This window comes from Chryseobacterium sp. Leaf180, assembly GCF_001424585.1.
Taxonomy (GTDB): Bacteria; Bacteroidota; Bacteroidia; order Flavobacteriales; family Weeksellaceae; genus Chryseobacterium.
On the sequence record NZ_LMPJ01000001.1, the window covers coordinates 570,188 to 584,972 of the forward strand.

Annotated in this window: 14 protein-coding genes; 5 read left to right on the plus strand and 9 right to left on the minus strand. The window is 38.6% G+C overall.

The annotated features are described in order from the left end of the window. Positions 1 to 2: 2 nt before the first annotated feature. Positions 3 to 1,472 (minus strand): ATP-binding protein, encoded by a 1,470-nt coding sequence (locus tag ASG01_RS02625; RefSeq protein ID WP_055862089.1) that lies wholly within the window; start codon positions 1,470 to 1,472, stop codon positions 3 to 5. Positions 1,473 to 1,756: 284 nt separating this feature from the next. Here ASG01_RS02625 and ASG01_RS15825 point away from each other — a divergent pair, with 284 nt between their 5' ends. The 3 genes from ASG01_RS15825 to crcB all read left to right on the plus strand — a co-directional run bounded on the left by ASG01_RS15825 (position 1,757) and on the right by crcB (position 3,449). Beyond that, a complete protein-coding gene (locus ASG01_RS15825) occupies positions 1,757 to 1,927 on the plus strand; it encodes a lmo0937 family membrane protein (RefSeq protein WP_055859491.1) in 171 nt (56 codons plus the stop codon). A gap of 172 nt (positions 1,928 to 2,099) precedes the next feature. Beyond that, positions 2,100 to 3,041 (plus strand): thioredoxin-disulfide reductase, encoded by a 942-nt coding sequence (gene trxB, locus ASG01_RS02635; RefSeq protein WP_055859494.1) that lies wholly within the window; start codon positions 2,100 to 2,102, stop codon positions 3,039 to 3,041. A 36-nt stretch (positions 3,042 to 3,077) separates the two neighbouring features. Further along, positions 3,078 to 3,449: a fluoride efflux transporter CrcB gene (gene crcB / locus ASG01_RS02640; RefSeq protein WP_055859495.1), complete on the plus strand. Its 372-nt coding sequence runs from the start codon at positions 3,078 to 3,080 to the stop codon at positions 3,447 to 3,449. A 252-nt stretch (positions 3,450 to 3,701) separates the two neighbouring features. Here crcB and ASG01_RS02645 read toward each other — a convergent pair whose 3' ends face one another. Then, positions 3,702 to 5,030 (minus strand): Gfo/Idh/MocA family protein, encoded by a 1,329-nt coding sequence (locus tag ASG01_RS02645; protein WP_055859497.1) that lies wholly within the window; start codon positions 5,028 to 5,030, stop codon positions 3,702 to 3,704. Positions 5,031 to 5,560: 530 nt separating this feature from the next. Here ASG01_RS02645 and ASG01_RS02650 point away from each other — a divergent pair. Beyond that, complete coding sequence (locus ASG01_RS02650; protein WP_238584494.1) at positions 5,561 to 7,330, plus strand: chloride channel protein; 1,770 nt, start codon at positions 5,561 to 5,563, stop codon at positions 7,328 to 7,330. Here the strand turns inward: ASG01_RS02650 and ASG01_RS02655 are convergent. The 6 genes from ASG01_RS02655 to ASG01_RS02680 all read right to left on the minus strand — a co-directional run bounded on the left by ASG01_RS02655 (position 7,327) and on the right by ASG01_RS02680 (position 12,306). Then, a complete protein-coding gene (locus ASG01_RS02655; protein ID WP_055859503.1) occupies positions 7,327 to 7,668 on the minus strand; it encodes a CCC motif membrane protein in 342 nt (113 codons plus the stop codon). The genes ASG01_RS02650 and ASG01_RS02655 overlap by 4 nt on opposite strands. A 15-nt stretch (positions 7,669 to 7,683) precedes the next feature. After that, positions 7,684 to 8,103: a thiol-disulfide oxidoreductase DCC family protein gene (locus tag ASG01_RS02660; RefSeq protein WP_055859505.1), complete on the minus strand. Its 420-nt coding sequence runs from the start codon at positions 8,101 to 8,103 to the stop codon at positions 7,684 to 7,686. A gap of 36 nt (positions 8,104 to 8,139) precedes the next feature. Then, the gene (locus tag ASG01_RS02665) at positions 8,140 to 9,357 is read right to left on the minus strand and encodes a hypothetical protein (RefSeq protein WP_202966973.1); all 1,218 of its coding nucleotides are present in this window, start codon (positions 9,355 to 9,357) and stop codon (positions 8,140 to 8,142) included. Then, positions 9,347 to 10,450: a UDP-galactopyranose mutase gene (gene glf / locus ASG01_RS02670; protein ID WP_202966974.1), complete on the minus strand. Its 1,104-nt coding sequence runs from the start codon at positions 10,448 to 10,450 to the stop codon at positions 9,347 to 9,349. The genes ASG01_RS02665 and glf overlap by 11 nt, the downstream gene beginning before the upstream one ends. A gap of 1 nt (position 10,451) precedes the next feature. Next, positions 10,452 to 11,537: a glycosyltransferase gene (locus tag ASG01_RS02675; protein ID WP_055859508.1), complete on the minus strand. Its 1,086-nt coding sequence runs from the start codon at positions 11,535 to 11,537 to the stop codon at positions 10,452 to 10,454. 175 nt (positions 11,538 to 11,712) lie between these two features. Beyond that, the gene (locus ASG01_RS02680; protein ID WP_055859512.1) at positions 11,713 to 12,306 is read right to left on the minus strand and encodes a Crp/Fnr family transcriptional regulator; all 594 of its coding nucleotides are present in this window, start codon (positions 12,304 to 12,306) and stop codon (positions 11,713 to 11,715) included. Positions 12,307 to 12,561: 255 nt separating this feature from the next. Here ASG01_RS02680 and ccoG point away from each other — a divergent pair, with 255 nt between their 5' ends. Then, a complete protein-coding gene (ccoG, locus tag ASG01_RS02685) occupies positions 12,562 to 14,016 on the plus strand; it encodes a cytochrome c oxidase accessory protein CcoG (protein ID WP_055859515.1) in 1,455 nt (484 codons plus the stop codon). Between the two features lie 53 nt (positions 14,017 to 14,069). Here the strand turns inward: ccoG and ASG01_RS02690 are convergent, their stop codons facing one another. After that, complete coding sequence (locus ASG01_RS02690; protein WP_055859518.1) at positions 14,070 to 14,666, minus strand: Crp/Fnr family transcriptional regulator; 597 nt, start codon at positions 14,664 to 14,666, stop codon at positions 14,070 to 14,072. Between the last annotated feature and the right edge of the window lie 119 nt (positions 14,667 to 14,785).

Here is a 14,785-nt window from a genome sequence, read left to right on the forward strand (position 1 = left end):
AATTAATTTAAAGGTAAAGTAAAATAAAACGTTGAGCCCTCGCCCACTTTGCTGGAAAGACCGATCGTTCCGCGGTGCTGTTTAATGATTTCCGAGCAGATATATAGCCCGATTCCCATTCCCTGAAACTGCAGCGAAGACTCTTCCACACGGTAAAATTTCTTGAAAACTGCATCCTGCTTGTAATCCGGAATACCAATTCCGAAATCCGTGACACTTACTTTCACTTCGTGCTCGTCCAGAAAAGTGGTAACAATAATGTGATGATTTTTTGGTGAATATTTAATCGCATTGCTCAGAAAATTCAGCAAAACCTGTTCGATACGTATTGCGTCGAAAGGCAAAATAACATCTGCCAACGGACCGTGGCGGTCAATGCGAATCGTATCATCATGATGCGTATGCAAAATCGTCTCTATCGAATTTTTTAAAACTTCTTCAAAATTTTCCGGCTTTTTGGTAATCTTCAGCTTGCCGTTTTCAATTTTTGAAACATCCAAAAGATCGGTAATTAAAGTATTCAGTTTGTCAATCTGCGTCTGAACTTTGGTTAAGTAACTGGCTTCCGCAGCAGTTGGTTCAAGCTTTAATTTTCTTTCAAGAAGCTGAATGTAAGCTTTGATGCTCGTAAGCGGTGTTTTTAATTCATGACTCGCAATACTTAAAAACTCATCTTTTTCCTTCTCAACTTTTTTCTGATCTTCAATATCTGTAAAAGTTCCTACCCAGTTTTTGATATTTTCACCTTCAAAAACCGGAGACATTCTTAAAAGATGATAGCGGTATTCGTCTGTATTAAGTTTTCTCATGCGGATTTCAAGTTCGAGCGGCCGCTTGTTTTTTCTACAGTGAAAAATCTCTTCCGCGATATTTTTATCATCAATATGAGTCTCGGGAAAATGTTCAAAAGAATCGGCGTACTCGTACCATCGGTTATTTACAAAATCAATCTGGCCTTCGCCATTTAAGGTAAAAGCGATTTGCGGCAGCGCTTCCAACATCAGATGAAAATGATCGTTTTCATTCTTCATCGTGGCTTGAGATTCTTTTCTGCCTTTCACTTCCAGCTCCAGATGATGCTGCGTTTTCTTCATCGCCAGACTCTGCTCCTGAAGTTTATAAAAAGTTTTTACCTTCAGCAGAAGAATTTCGGGATCAATGGGTTTGGTGACATAATCGATTCCGCCGGATGCGTAACCTTTCGTAATAAAACGCTTATCTGTATTAACAGCCGAAAGAAAAATAATCGGAATTTCTCTTGTTTTGCTGTAGCCTGAAAATAATTCAGCAACCTCAAAACCGTCCATTCCCGGCATTTGTACATCAAGAATGATAAGCGCGTAGGTGTTTTTTAAAGCCTTCCCCAATGCTTCCTCGCCAGAATTTGCGGCGTCTACCCTAAAATTTTTAGATTCTAAAAGTTTTTTTAATGAAAAAATATTATTTTGATTATCGTCAACGATTAAGATCATAAGGCTAAAATTTAAAAAAAACGCTTTCACGCTAAAGCATTCAAAAATACTGACAAAAAATTTAAAAAGCTATTTTTTAGGTAATGATTTAACAGAATAATTCACAAATCAGGTACAAAAAACAGGTTAGCTTGAAATCTTTTTTAAATTTTGTGGCATTAAAATTATAAAATATTTAATCAAAATTTATTTTAAATCCTTATAAATTAACAATATCACAAAACAATAATAAAAAAGGCACGGATTGTGCTAATATGATTGCATAACTTTAAAATATAAACGTCATGAGAAATCTACTATGGTTAGTTGCAGTAATCTGCATTGTTGTATGGCTTTTAGGAATGCTTGGAATCGTTCCGGGAATGAGCACAGGATATTTAGTTCATGTTTTATTGGTGATCGCGATCATCGTAGTTTTATACAATTTAATTTCAGGCAGACGTCCTTTAGATTAAATAAACCGTAAAAAGAAAAGCTTAAATCTTCCTTCTATGAGGGGAGATTTTTTTGTTGATAAATATCGATTGCTGAGGCTTATAATCCATATCGTAAAGTCTGATCACAAAAACCATTGCTCACCCGATGATTTTTGCGAAATTTGTACCCTTAAAAATAATATCATCAGCTATGGAACAAAATATTTTTGACTGTGTGATTGTTGGCTCTGGCCCGTCAGGCTTTACAGCAGCCATTTATGCTGCAAGAGCAGATCTTAAACCACAGTTATATACAGGATTAGAGCCGGGCGGACAGCTTACTACCACAACCGAAGTTGACAATTTTCCGGGTTATCCTTCCGGAATTACAGGTCCGGAAATGATGATGGATCTTCAGAAACAGGCTGAAAGATTTGATACAAAAGTTCATTATGAAATGATCACCAAAGCCGAATTCGCTAAAGAAGAGGGCGGAATTCACCGGCTTTTCGTAGGTGCAAAAGAAATTTTGGCAAAATCAGTAATTATTTCTACAGGAGCAACGGCTAAATATCTTGGTCTTGATGACGAAAGAAAATACAGCGGCGGTGGAGTTTCTGCATGTGCAACCTGCGACGGATTTTTCTACAAAGGTAAAGATGTTGTCGTTGTAGGAGCAGGTGACACAGCTGCTGAAGAGGCAACTTATCTCTCCAAATTGTGCAGAAAGGTGACAATGCTTGTTCGTAAAGGAGAATTCCGTGCATCGAAAGCCATGATTCACCGTGTAGAGCATACGCCTAATATCGAAGTAAAATTTCATCACGAATTAATTGGCATCGAAGGCGAAAACAATCTTGTGGAAAGGGCGGTTATTATTAACAATCAAACTCAGGAAACATCTACGGTTGAAGTCGAGGGAATTTTCATTGCAATCGGTCACAAACCGAACACTGATATTTTTGCCGGACAAATTACGCTTGACGAAAACGGTTACATCGTAACTGAAAAAGGCACCTGCAGAACCAATCTTCCGGGAGTTTTTGCAGCCGGCGATGTGCAGGATCATATTTACAGACAGGCAATCACTGCGGCAGGCAGTGGCTGTATGGCAGCGATGGACGCAGAAAAATATCTATCTGAACTAAACTAAAACATTAGTCGCATCTTTACACGCTGCGACTTTTTTATGAAAAATCTTATTCTCATTTTTCTTGGTGGCGGAATTGGCAGCATCACTAGATTTCTTCTCAGCAGCTTTTCGCAGAAGATTTTTAAATTTGGCGCTTTTCCGGTTGGAACCCTGAGCGTCAATTTTCTCGGATGCCTGATCATCGGTTTTTTGCTTCCTGCCTTGGTAAAGTCAGATTCATATTTAAAATTTTTATTAATTACTGGATTTTGCGGCGGCTTTACCACTTTTTCGGCTTTTTCATTAGAAAATTTCGGATTATGGCAGGATCAGCAGTATGGATTATTTGCTTTAAATATTGTGGCAAGCGTTGTTTTAGGATTGGTTGCTGTTTTCTGTGGCGTAAAGCTCTACGAAATTATAAAATGATTTAAATTTAAACCTTCTGATAATAAGTTTGTTGACTAAATCCTTCAGAAAAACGGTTATTATTTTTTGTAAAATTCAAAAACAATTCTATCTTTGCACCACCGAAAACGGCACATCAGCCGCATTCAGGAGAGATGGCAGAGTGGTCGATTGCGATAGTCTTGAAAACTATTGACTGTAACAGGTCCGGGGGTTCGAATCAACTATCGTCTACAGCATTTTTTTGCTTTTAAATAAAGGTTGATTTGTCATTTACAATTCCGGTTCTGGTCCTCTCCAGTTATTTTTTTGAGCCAGACCGTTAATCTTGATTGGCTTGCCTTCTTTGGCAGACTGATATATTGCTTCCATGATGATATGATCCTGAAGTCCCTCTTCGCCTGGCGTAAATGGTTTTTTATTGTTCATCACACAGTCTGAAAAATGATCCATTTCTGCTCCAAACTGATTGTTTTCACCAATCGATATTTCTTCGGTGCGTTTTATATTTCCATCTGCTCTTGATGTTTTTAAACGCTGTCCGCTATAAGCATACGCCTGATCAATATCAATCCACCCTGTTTCGCAGTTCACTCGGTACCTTCTGCTTTCGTGTACATCATAATCAGTCGCGCAGCCCGCAATAATTCCGGTTGGGAAACGCATCTGCCAGCTCACCAACTCTTCTACTTCTTTAAATAACGGATTTCCCGGTGTACTGTATTGATAAGCAAAAACTTCAACAGGCTCTTGGTCTAAAACAAAACGTGTTGTATTTAAACAGTAGAGCCCAATATCTGGCAGTGCGCCGCCTCCTGCTAAAGCTTTGTTATGACGCCAGTGATTCACATTGGCTGTACTTTGCGAATTGTGAGCTTCAACGTATTTTGCCAAACCAAATTCTTTCTTCTGCAACATTTCTCTCAACTTACGGTTGTGCGGCTGAAAATGAATCCTATAGGCGATCATCATTTTAACATTGGCTTTATTGCAGGCAGCAATCATTTCGCGGCATTCTGCAGATGAATTGGCCATAGGCTTTTCACACAAAATATGTTTTCCTGCCTGTGCGCTTCTTATTACATATTCTTTATGAAGACCGTTTGGCAAAACAATGTAGACAATATCAACTTGCTTATTATTTTTTATCTGATCAAAATTCTGATACGAGTAGCAATTTTCGGCACCTACACCATATTGTGCAGCGACCTTTTTCATCTTATCAGGACTTCCACTTACTAAAGCAGCAAGTTTTGATTTTTTACAGTCGTTGAGTGCTGGCAGAATTTCTTCAAGAGACAAATGTCCTAAACCTACAACTGCATAGCCTAGCCTTCTGTCTGGAGGAAGCGGTGTCGGTGTCGGTGCCCCTTTTTGGTCTGCATCAGATTTCCATTCTTCAAGCACGATTGGTTTTTCAACATCGGAAGGGATTTTCGCTGGTGGCGACGTTGCCTTTTTTCGATCCTGTCCGTAAACATTGGTTGATATTACCGGAGCTAAGGCGATTGATCCGGCTGCAACCGCTAAAGATTTGCCTGTCAAATTGAGAAATTCTTTTCGGGATAATTTCGGTTTTTCAGTAGTTTCAGTAGAATTCATTGGTAAATATTTTTGTGATGTTTCTGGTGTTTAATTTTTGAAGCGTATGCTTTCAACTTAAATTATTAATTCATTTTTGAGTCAATAAAAATGCCAAGCATTATGAATCTCGAGTGGAAATTCGCTTTCGCTATATCAGTTAATTTGACATGATAAAATTTTACCAAATGGCCAATTTGACATTTCCTGCGGAAATGCGCCTTCTTTAAACAGTAACTTTTTAGGAACTGCCATAAATGCAATGGCTATTGGTGTTGGTAAAATTTGTGGCTATTCGCACACAACAGGCGGATTTCAGGGCGGACCTGCAGAATATGCGGTCTAACTTTTAGGAAAATGTTAAAGTAGAGTTACAAAAAAATCATAACGCTTCGCACAAAAAACTTCAATTTACGTCGAAGGTTTTTTTATTTTAGTGCTTCTGCGCTATATTTGCAAATCACCATCATTTCTATACCTCCGTGAAGTTTCATTACCGTAAAAAATATCTGAGTTTTTTAAAATTCAAAAACGAGTTTCAAAAATTTGGGTTGGAAAAAGCACGGAGTTATGAGATCGTTCTTTTTTGGCTAAAAGAAAAACTGGGACGGAATCAGTTTCTTATACTTTCCGGTATTTTGGTCGGCCTCACTGCCGGTCTGGCTGGAGTTTTACTGAAAACGATTGTACACAATATCCACTATTTTATAACGCAGAAGCTGTATTTCGAATATCAGATTCTCTTTTACATCATCTTCCCTTTCGCCGGAATTGTTCTAACGACGATGATTGTTCTAGCAATTTTTAAAGGTCAGGACCGTAAAGGAATCGGTGCAATCTTATATGAAATTGCCAAGAATTCTAGCATTGTTGCTTCGGTGAAAATGTATTCACAGATCATTCAGAGTGCAGTAACCGTAGGGCTCGGTGGTTCTGCAGGTCTTGAAAGTCCGATTGCCGTGACAGGCGCCGCGATTGGTTCAAATTACGCTCAAACCTACCAGCTGACTTATAAAGAACGAACACTTTTACTCGCTGCGGGCGCTACCGCAGGTATTGCATCAGCTTTCAACGCACCGATTGCAGGAATTATGTTTGCGTTTGAAATCTTATTGACAGGTGTGGTTTTTACTGACTTTATTCCTTTGGTTGTTGCAGCAGTTTGCGGAAGTTTACTCTCGCGGATTTTACTTCAGGAAGATGTTTTATTCAGATTTTATACACGCGATTCTTTTAATTATTTAAATACACCGTATTATTTTATTCTCGGAATTATCACCGGACTGTACGCGCGCTATTTTCTTTTTATATCGCAGAAAGTCGAGCATTTCATCAATAGCCGGAATTTTTCAAAGATAAAAACAGCCATGTTTGGTGGTGTCGTTCTGTCGGTTCTGTGTGTTTTGTTTCCACCATTTTTTGGTGAAGGTTATGACACAGTAAAGGCCTACACTGCAGGAAATATCAATTCCATCATTGAAAACAGTTTTTTCAGATATTTTGAAATCCGCGAATGGACGATTATTATTTTCCTAATTTTTCTTTGTCTGCTTAAAGCTTTTGCTACGTCATTTACGATTTTCAGTGGCGGAAACGGCGGTAATTTCGCGCCCTCACTTTTCGCCGGTGGAACCCTCGGATTTTTGTTTTCATTTATCTGTCAGCAGCTCGGCTTTCACGATGTCCCAGTTACAAATTTGGTTCTGGTGGGAATGGCAGGTGCGCTCAGCGGCGTTCTCTATGCACCACTCACTGCGATTTTCCTGATTGCAGAATCGAGTTTTGGTTACGATTTATTTATTCCGCTGATGATTGTTTCGGTGATTTCCTACATCATTGCAAAGTGGTTTTCATCAATTTCTCCGGAATTAAAAACTTTGGCAGAAGAAGGAAAAATCTTCACCAACAGACATGATCAGAATCTTCTTTCAACTTTAAATATCAGAGATTTTATCGATCCTAAATCAAGGACGATTCAGATTGATGCGGGAATTGAGAAAGTATTTGATTTAATAAAAGACAGCAGAAAAAATAATTTTGCGATTGTAAATGAAGAAAATACTTTGAAAGGTTTTCTTACGATTGATGACCTTCGTCCGTATTTATTTAAAGAAGAAAAACCGGAAAGCATTAAGGAAATCATGAAAATTCCGCCGGCGCTCATTCGTGAAAATGACAGTCTGTATCAGATTTTACAGGTTTTTGATGATACCGACACTTGGAATCTTCCGGTCATCAGAGATGATAATAAATTTGTTGGTTTTATATCAAAATCTGCCATTCTCACAGGCTACAGAAAACTGTTGAAAGATTATTCCTAAAACAGATTTCTGAAATGCTCAACCATTAATTTTGGGTTGGTAAACGCTTCTGCGCCAAGGGTAAAATATGCGTAAACAACGTACATGAAGTAGATTGAACTCATACACATCCCGATGATGCTTAACTTACGGCCGGTTTTCAGATTGCGGATATCAGCAGAATTTCTGTCGTCATTTAAAAACTTCTTTTCATCTTTACGATACAGTACCAAAGCGATAATTCCCGTCAGAATCCCCGGAATTCCGTAGCAGCAGCATAATGCGATCGATGCTACGCCAAGCACCAAAACGGCGGTGGCATTCGGCAGTCTTTGCTCTTTTACCCATTTTTTTTCCATTGTAATTGTTTTAAATCAGACTTCGATAAATTTCTTTTTCTGATGCGCATCGGGAAGGAAGCATGTTTGTGTGGCGAGTTTTGTGCGGTTATCCGAAACCCAATTGTAAAAAAAATTCATAAAACCGGTCGGGAAAATCTTCGCTATTTTCGCTAACGAGTAAACCCCGCCAAGTAAAGACGCGATTTCTAAAACAGCTTGTGATTTTACCAGATAAGTTTTGCCCGGTTTCCAGAGATAAAGCGTTTTAAACTGTTTTCTTTCTAAATTTCTTTCAGCCAGAAACTTTTGCCCAAACTTTGACTGAAGCGATGCAAACATGAATTTATCGTTTTTATCACGCTCCAAAATCCACTGCACCCAAAAGTTGCAGACACCACAGTCGCCGTCAAAAAAAACAATATTTTTATCTTTAAAATCTACAGAACTATCCATTTGTGTGTTTTTTCAGTTTAAATGTAAAGAAATATTTCAGACATTGCCATGACCAGAATCATGAAAACTGAAATCTTGCTGACCGGAAAATACTGAATCTATCTCTCCTATCGCTTTACAGGCAGCAAAAGAATCTTCACAAACGACGCGTTCGAGCGTTTCAGAATTAACAATATCCCAGATTCCGCTGTGATGCCAGTGATCGGTAATGTCCCAGTCTGGGCGGTCAATCAGCGGGTAAATACAGCAACCCAAAAGCGGAATTCCCTGTTTTAAAATCTTCTGACATTCAAAATTAATCATGTTAAGCCATTTTGCACTGTCTTCGCCAGGATGACTGGTTTCGGAAATTAAAAGCGGTTTGCCGTAGCGGACAAAAACTTCGCCGGCCAGACTTTCTAAATTTCGGTAAGACGTATGCGGCGGCTCGTCGGCCCAGGGCAGAAACTCATGCGTTTCGTTGATCCACTGATTATTATAATAAAAATTAACCCCAATGAAATCTAACAGTTCCGGTTTTCCGCCAAGTTCCGGACATATTTTTCCGCATAAAATATCCAAAACCTGAAACTGATCTTCGTGATTCTTTTTAGCATTTAAAACTGCAATCGAATCTAGAGGATTCTCCGCTACGATATTAATAAGCGGTTCTGTCGCAAGAATTTTGATGTTTGCATCAATTTCTTTGATGGCAACGACACCTTCAATGTAAGCGCGCATCAGACTGTATTTTACTTCCCAACCTTGATGAATGCAGTACGGCGAAGTTCCACGCGCATCACCACCAAGCCATGAAATAAAACTTACCTCGTTGATTGGTGTAATAATGAGTTCGTCATCAGGTGAAATTTCACGGTACTTTTTCACAAAAGCCACGCACAGATGTGTAAAACGTCGGGCAAACATCGGATGGAAAGGTGTAAGATCATCCGGATAACCAAAATGACAGATATCCCAAATGATCTGAATGCTGTGCTTTTTTGCGGCAAAAATCATCCTTTCAACCTCGCTCCAGTCATATTCGTAAGGTTTTTTTTCGACAAAACTCCAGCGGATTCCTTCGCGAACCGAAAAAATCCCAAGATCATTGGCGCGGTGATAATCTTCCTCTAAAAAATGGTCGTGACCAGTCATTTCGTAGAGATCTACTCTGTTTCCGAAAGCATTCTGTTGATCGGCACATTCAAAACCGCCCATCAGAAATGAGCGGAAGGGATTGTACTGATACGATAAAAAATCCTGATTATACTGCAACTTCAGCGTTTATAATTTTTTTAAACAAAGCAAGAGACTGCGCGACAACCTGATCCATATTATAATATTTGTAAGTTGCCAAACGGCCTGTAAAATAAACATCAGGCGTTTCGTCTGCAAGCCTTTTGTACTGGGCATATATTTCGTGATTCTGCTTTCTCGGAATTGGATAATAAGGATCGCCTTCTGCCGTCGGATATTCGTAAACTATCGAAGTCTTATCATGCTTTTGCCCGGTAAGATATTTAAACTCAGTGATTCGCGTGTAGAGATTTGAGGTCGGGAAGTTTACGGTTCCTGTTTTTTGATACTGATCTTCATTCAGGGTTTCAAATTTAAAATCGATCGATCGGTAGGGAAGTTTACCAAAGCAGAAATCAAAATACGAATCAATAGGTCCTGTATAAATCATCTTATCATAAGAAATCATGGAAGCCACTTCGCGGTAATCACTTTGCAGCATTATACTGATATTTTTATGCGACAGCATTTTTCTGAACATTTCAGTATATCCGTTTTTCGGCATTGCCTGATAAGAATCTGTAAAGTAACGGTCGTCGCTATTGGTACGCGTCGGTACACGCGCCGTAACCGAAGCATCAAGCTCCGAAGGATCAAGATCCCACTGTTTTTTTGTGTAGCCACGGAAAAATTTTTCATAAAGCTCCTTTCCTACCGCATTTACAACCACGTCTTCAGACGTAAGTACGGGTTTTCTATTTTCAGCTTTTGAGGCTAAATAATCTTCCACTTCATTTGAACAAAGATTGGTTCCGTACAGGGTATTTATTGTTGTTAAATTAATAGGAATCGGCACCAGCTGGCCGTCTACACTTCCCAAAACACGGTGCTCATAAGGTCGCCACGCTGTAAATTTGCTTAAATAATTAAACACATCTGCTGAATTCGTATGAAAAATATGCGGCCCATATTTGTGAATCAGAATACCGTCTTCGTTGTAAAAATCATACGCGTTGCCGGCAATATGATCGCGTTTGTCAACAATCAACACTTTTTTTCCGCTGTCTGCAAGTCTTTCGGCGAGAACCGCACCCGCGAAACCACAGCCTACGATTAAAAAATCGTACATCATTTTATTTTGCATAAAGCTCACTTATTAAATTATTCATTTTAGAAAAAGTATGGTCCCAGGAATTGTCTTTCAGAAAATTATCGACATTGGAAAGCCATTCTTCCCGGTTGTTTTCCTTTAAAATTTCTTCGGCGGCAAGCACAAAAGAAGTGCAGTCGTCTACGATATGCACCAAACCTTTGCTTCCGTAAGGCTCTACAACATCTGTAATAGGCGTTGAGATTACAGGTTTTCCTGCAGCGAGATATTCGGGAGTTTTTGTAGGGCTGATGAATTTTGTTGATTCATTCAGTGCAAACATAATGAGGGAAATATCCCACTGGCTTATGTACGCGGGCAATTCTGAATACTGTTTTGAACCCAAATAATGAATATTGGGAGCTTGTGGTAAATCTTCGTGACTAATCTTAACAACCGGACCAATAATTATAAAGTTCCAATTTGGGCGTTCCCCGGCAACATCGCGTAGAAGTTGTACATCAAACCGCTCATCCACAACACCGAAAAAACCTAATCTTGGATAAGGAATATGTTCCTGATCTTTCGGACTGTCCTGAAATAGTCTTGCAGCACCAAAATGATCTTTATCTATACTGCTCGGGAAAGCATGAATATTGTGATGACGGTGTTTTTTCGCCTGATAAAGCGTTTGCCCACCGGTAAAAACAATATCTGCCATCTGGAAAAGTTCATCCTCCAAAGCCAGAAGTCTTGGCGGAGCAAACTTAAACGCAGAAAGCTCATCCATAGAATCGTATATTACAAGTTCCGGAGAAAGTTCATACGTGAAATCTAAAGCCATCGGCGTGTAGTACCAAGAGATGTACGATTGAATTTCGTATTCTTTGATGACCGATTTGATGAGTTTGGCGATTTCGGCGTTGGTCTCCTCATCGTGACGCGTTACAAAAAGCTGCACGATATAAACACCATCCTGAAAATCGACTGTATAATGATGAGATTCGCCAATTTTTGGCTCTTCAAAGTATAACACCTGATAGATTTTTGCAAATCTCGTCAACAGATGCTGAGGCCGCTGGAAAACAAAGTTCCACGACAGATGACTGAAACATAATAAATGCTGCATATTTTGTAAAGTGGTTTATCGATGACAATTTACTCAACACTTATCCCTTATGGGTATGACTTAAAGCATATATGAAGCTGCAATTTTAGGATTATAACATCGGTTGGGAATTTATTTAAAATAAAAAACCTTCCTGAACACGTTTTGGAAGGTTTATTTTAAATTTGAAAATGTTTTAAACAAAAATCTTGTGATCCTCTATTTTCAGCATATTGCGGGTTTCCATTTTTTTGATGGCACGAATTACGGTTTCTACCCGAAGTCCGGTAATTGCCGCCAGCTGTTTTCTGGTTAAAGGAATCTGATAGACATACTGCGTCTGTTCTGGTGTAAAACTCTTGAGATAAGTCAAAACTCCGCGTAATCTTACAACAGGATCGAGCGAAGCGTTGTTTTGCAGCATCAGAAATTTATGATATAATCTTTCAGAAAGAAATTTATTAATCATCATCGAAAGTTCCGGATGATCTTTTAAAATATCAAAGAAACGAACTTTTGGCAAACGCAAAACCCGACAGTTATTTAAAACAACTGCGTTTACAGGATAAGGTTCTTCAATAAAAAGTAACAGCTCACAAACGCTCTGTCCGCTGGATAAAATGTTTTGAATAAATTCCTTTCCGTCTTCAGTTTCGTGGTTGAGTTTCACGCGGCCCTCTAAAATCTGGTAATAATAGCCGGGCTTTTCTCCCGCACTGAAGATCGAGTGTCCAACTGGGAATTCTACCTGAGAAGCGCCGTATGCCAACAGCAGTTCGGTATTTAGCATAAATAGTGTTTTTTTAAAATTTAATATGGTTCAGTAAAAATAGAAAACCTGAAAATAAAATCTACAGTTCTATATCATAAAAAGAAACTTTTTTTGATTTCATATGGTACAGATCATAAAAAAAATGGTACTGATGGTCTTATAATTGTACATCACTACAATACATTGCTGCATCATTCTTTTTCAGTAATTATCTTTAGCAGCAATTTTAAAACCAATATTTGTATAACCATTTTTAGTGACTTAAAATAGCTTATGGCTGATAATATAAATAAAGAAATTCGTGGTGGTGAAGGCCAGGTCGTCGATCCCGAATCGTATAGAGATTCCATCGGCACCATGGAAACTTCCGGGAAGCGAAAATGGGTTTTCCCAAAGAAGCCGCGTGGAAAATATACCAACTACAGAAATCTTGTCGCCTGGATTCTGCTTGCTTTCTATCTTTTTGTACCTTTTATAAAAATCAACGGAAATCCTTTTCTGATGTTTAATCTGATCGACCGTCAGATTTTCATTCTTGGGCAGCCGTTTTATCCGCAGGATTTTTTCATCCTGACAGTTGGTGCCATTGTATCTTTAATATGCATCATCATTTTTACAATCGCTTTTGGTAGAATTTTTTGTGGATGGATCTGTCCTCAGACTATCTTCCTGGAAAACGTTTTCCGCAAAATCGAATATTTGATTGAAGGCGACCGAAACAGACAGATGAAACTCGACCGTCAGGAATGGGACATGGAGAAAATCTCTAAAAAAGGTCTGAAATGGACGATTTTTATGATTATTTCTCTAATTTTTACGCACTTCATGTTTATGTATGTGGTTGGATATGAAGAAGTTTTAAAAATCGTTTCTGAAGGTCCGTTTGCACATCCCACCAATTTCATTGTAATGATTTTGTTTACGATGGCTTTTTATTTTGTATTTGCGTGGTTCAGAGAGCAGGTTTGTACGCTTGTTTGTCCGTACGGAAGACTGCAGGGCGTTTTGATTGATAAAGAAACAATTAATGTTTTTTACGATTTTAAAAGAGGTGAGAACCGGTCTAAATGGAGAAAGGGCGAAGATCGCCAGGCAGCAGGAAAAGGTGACTGTATCGATTGTTATCAATGCGTTGTTGTCTGTCCGACAGGAATTGACATCAGAGACGGACAGCAACTGGAATGTGTAAACTGCACCGCCTGTATAGACGCGTGTGATGAGGTGATGGATAAAGTGGGTTTACCAAAAGGTTTGATTCGATATGCCTCAGAGAAAGAAATTGAATCACGTACTCCTACGAGATTCTCGGGCAGAATGAAAGGTTTTCTGGCAGTATTGATTGCGCTGCAGCTAGTTCTAGGATATCTGCTATACAGCCGACCGGAAATGGAAGCGAAATTTATCAAGCCCGCAGGAAGCACATATTTCCTCCGCGACAATAATATCATCAACGTTTACAATTACACGTTTTTAAATAAAACCAACGATAAGAAAATTGTAACGATTAAAATTATTGAACCGACGCACGGAGAGATCAGTTTCAGTAATACAGATAAAATCGTGGTCGACAGAGATCAGATTGTGAAAGGTTCGATCAGCATCAGCTTCCCCGAAAGTGAAATGAAACTTTCCAAGCAAAATATTACGTTTGGAGTTTATGATCTGAAAGGAAATCTCATTGATACGTATAAAACGTACTTTGAAGGACCGTTTGCAATTTCATTTTAATTAATTTTAGACCTAAAAAAAACCGCCTCAGTAATGAAGCGGTTTTTAATTATTTAAACCAAAATCTTTCCGTTTTCTATGACAAGCATTTTCTGCTTTTCCATGGCTTTTATTGAGCGTATGACCGTCTCAATCCGCAAACCGGTAAGTGCAGCCAGTTGCTGCCGTGTAAAAGGAACCTGAAAACTGTACGGTTTTACTTTATTATGATATTTTTTAATCAGAATGATCAGTGTTTTGAGACGTTCAATGGGATTGGCAATCGAGAGGTTATTGATCAGAATCGATTTATAGTAAAAACGCTCAGCCGTATGTGCGTAGATTTTCATCAGTAAATCAGGATTTTCATGTACAAGCTCTAAAAATTTTACTTTATCAAGTCTGATGATTTTGCTGTGCTGGGTAGCGACGGCATTTACGGGATATTCGTGGTTATTAAAAAGATAAGATTCGCCACAAGGATCGCCTTTGGAAAGAAATCCCTGAATAAATTCTTTCCCATCTTCCTGATAATTATTGGTTTTTCCCTTTCCTTCTTTTATCTGGTAATAAAACTTGGGTGTAGTATTCTCAGAAAAAATAAATTCTTTTTTCTTAAAATCTACAACCTCTGCTCCAGCTGCTATGAGCAGGTCTTCGTTAATTACCATGTCTAAACGTCAGTTTTTTGTAATTCTACCATAAAAGAAAATGACTCCACTTTTAGTTATCAAATCTGATGATAAGCCTCCGCAAAATTTGAGTTATTTAAATTATGCATCAAATAACA

Excerpts from the sequence above, each read along its gene's own strand:
- ASG01_RS02625 (WP_055862089.1), bottom strand. The coding sequence starts at position 1,472 with ATGATCTTAATCGTTGACGATAATCAAAATAATATTTTTTCATTAAAA.
- ASG01_RS15825 (WP_055859491.1), top strand. The coding sequence starts at position 1,757 with ATGAGAAATCTACTATGGTTAGTTGCAGTAATCTGCATTGTTGTATGG.
- trxB (WP_055859494.1), top strand. The coding sequence starts at position 2,100 with ATGGAACAAAATATTTTTGACTGTGTGATTGTTGGCTCTGGCCCGTCA.
- crcB (WP_055859495.1), top strand. The coding sequence starts at position 3,078 with ATGAAAAATCTTATTCTCATTTTTCTTGGTGGCGGAATTGGCAGCATC.
- ASG01_RS02645 (WP_055859497.1), bottom strand. The coding sequence starts at position 5,030 with ATGAATTCTACTGAAACTACTGAAAAACCGAAATTATCCCGAAAAGAA.
- ASG01_RS02655 (WP_055859503.1), bottom strand. The coding sequence starts at position 7,668 with ATGGAAAAAAAATGGGTAAAAGAGCAAAGACTGCCGAATGCCACCGCC.
- ASG01_RS02660 (WP_055859505.1), bottom strand. The coding sequence starts at position 8,103 with ATGGATAGTTCTGTAGATTTTAAAGATAAAAATATTGTTTTTTTTGAC.
- glf (WP_202966974.1), bottom strand. The coding sequence starts at position 10,450 with ATGATGTACGATTTTTTAATCGTAGGCTGTGGTTTCGCGGGTGCGGTT.
- ASG01_RS02675 (WP_055859508.1), bottom strand. The coding sequence starts at position 11,537 with ATGCAGCATTTATTATGTTTCAGTCATCTGTCGTGGAACTTTGTTTTC.
- ASG01_RS02680 (WP_055859512.1), bottom strand. The coding sequence starts at position 12,306 with ATGCTAAATACCGAACTGCTGTTGGCATACGGCGCTTCTCAGGTAGAA.
- ccoG (WP_055859515.1), top strand. The coding sequence starts at position 12,562 with ATGGCTGATAATATAAATAAAGAAATTCGTGGTGGTGAAGGCCAGGTC.
- ASG01_RS02690 (WP_055859518.1), bottom strand. The coding sequence starts at position 14,666 with ATGGTAATTAACGAAGACCTGCTCATAGCAGCTGGAGCAGAGGTTGTA.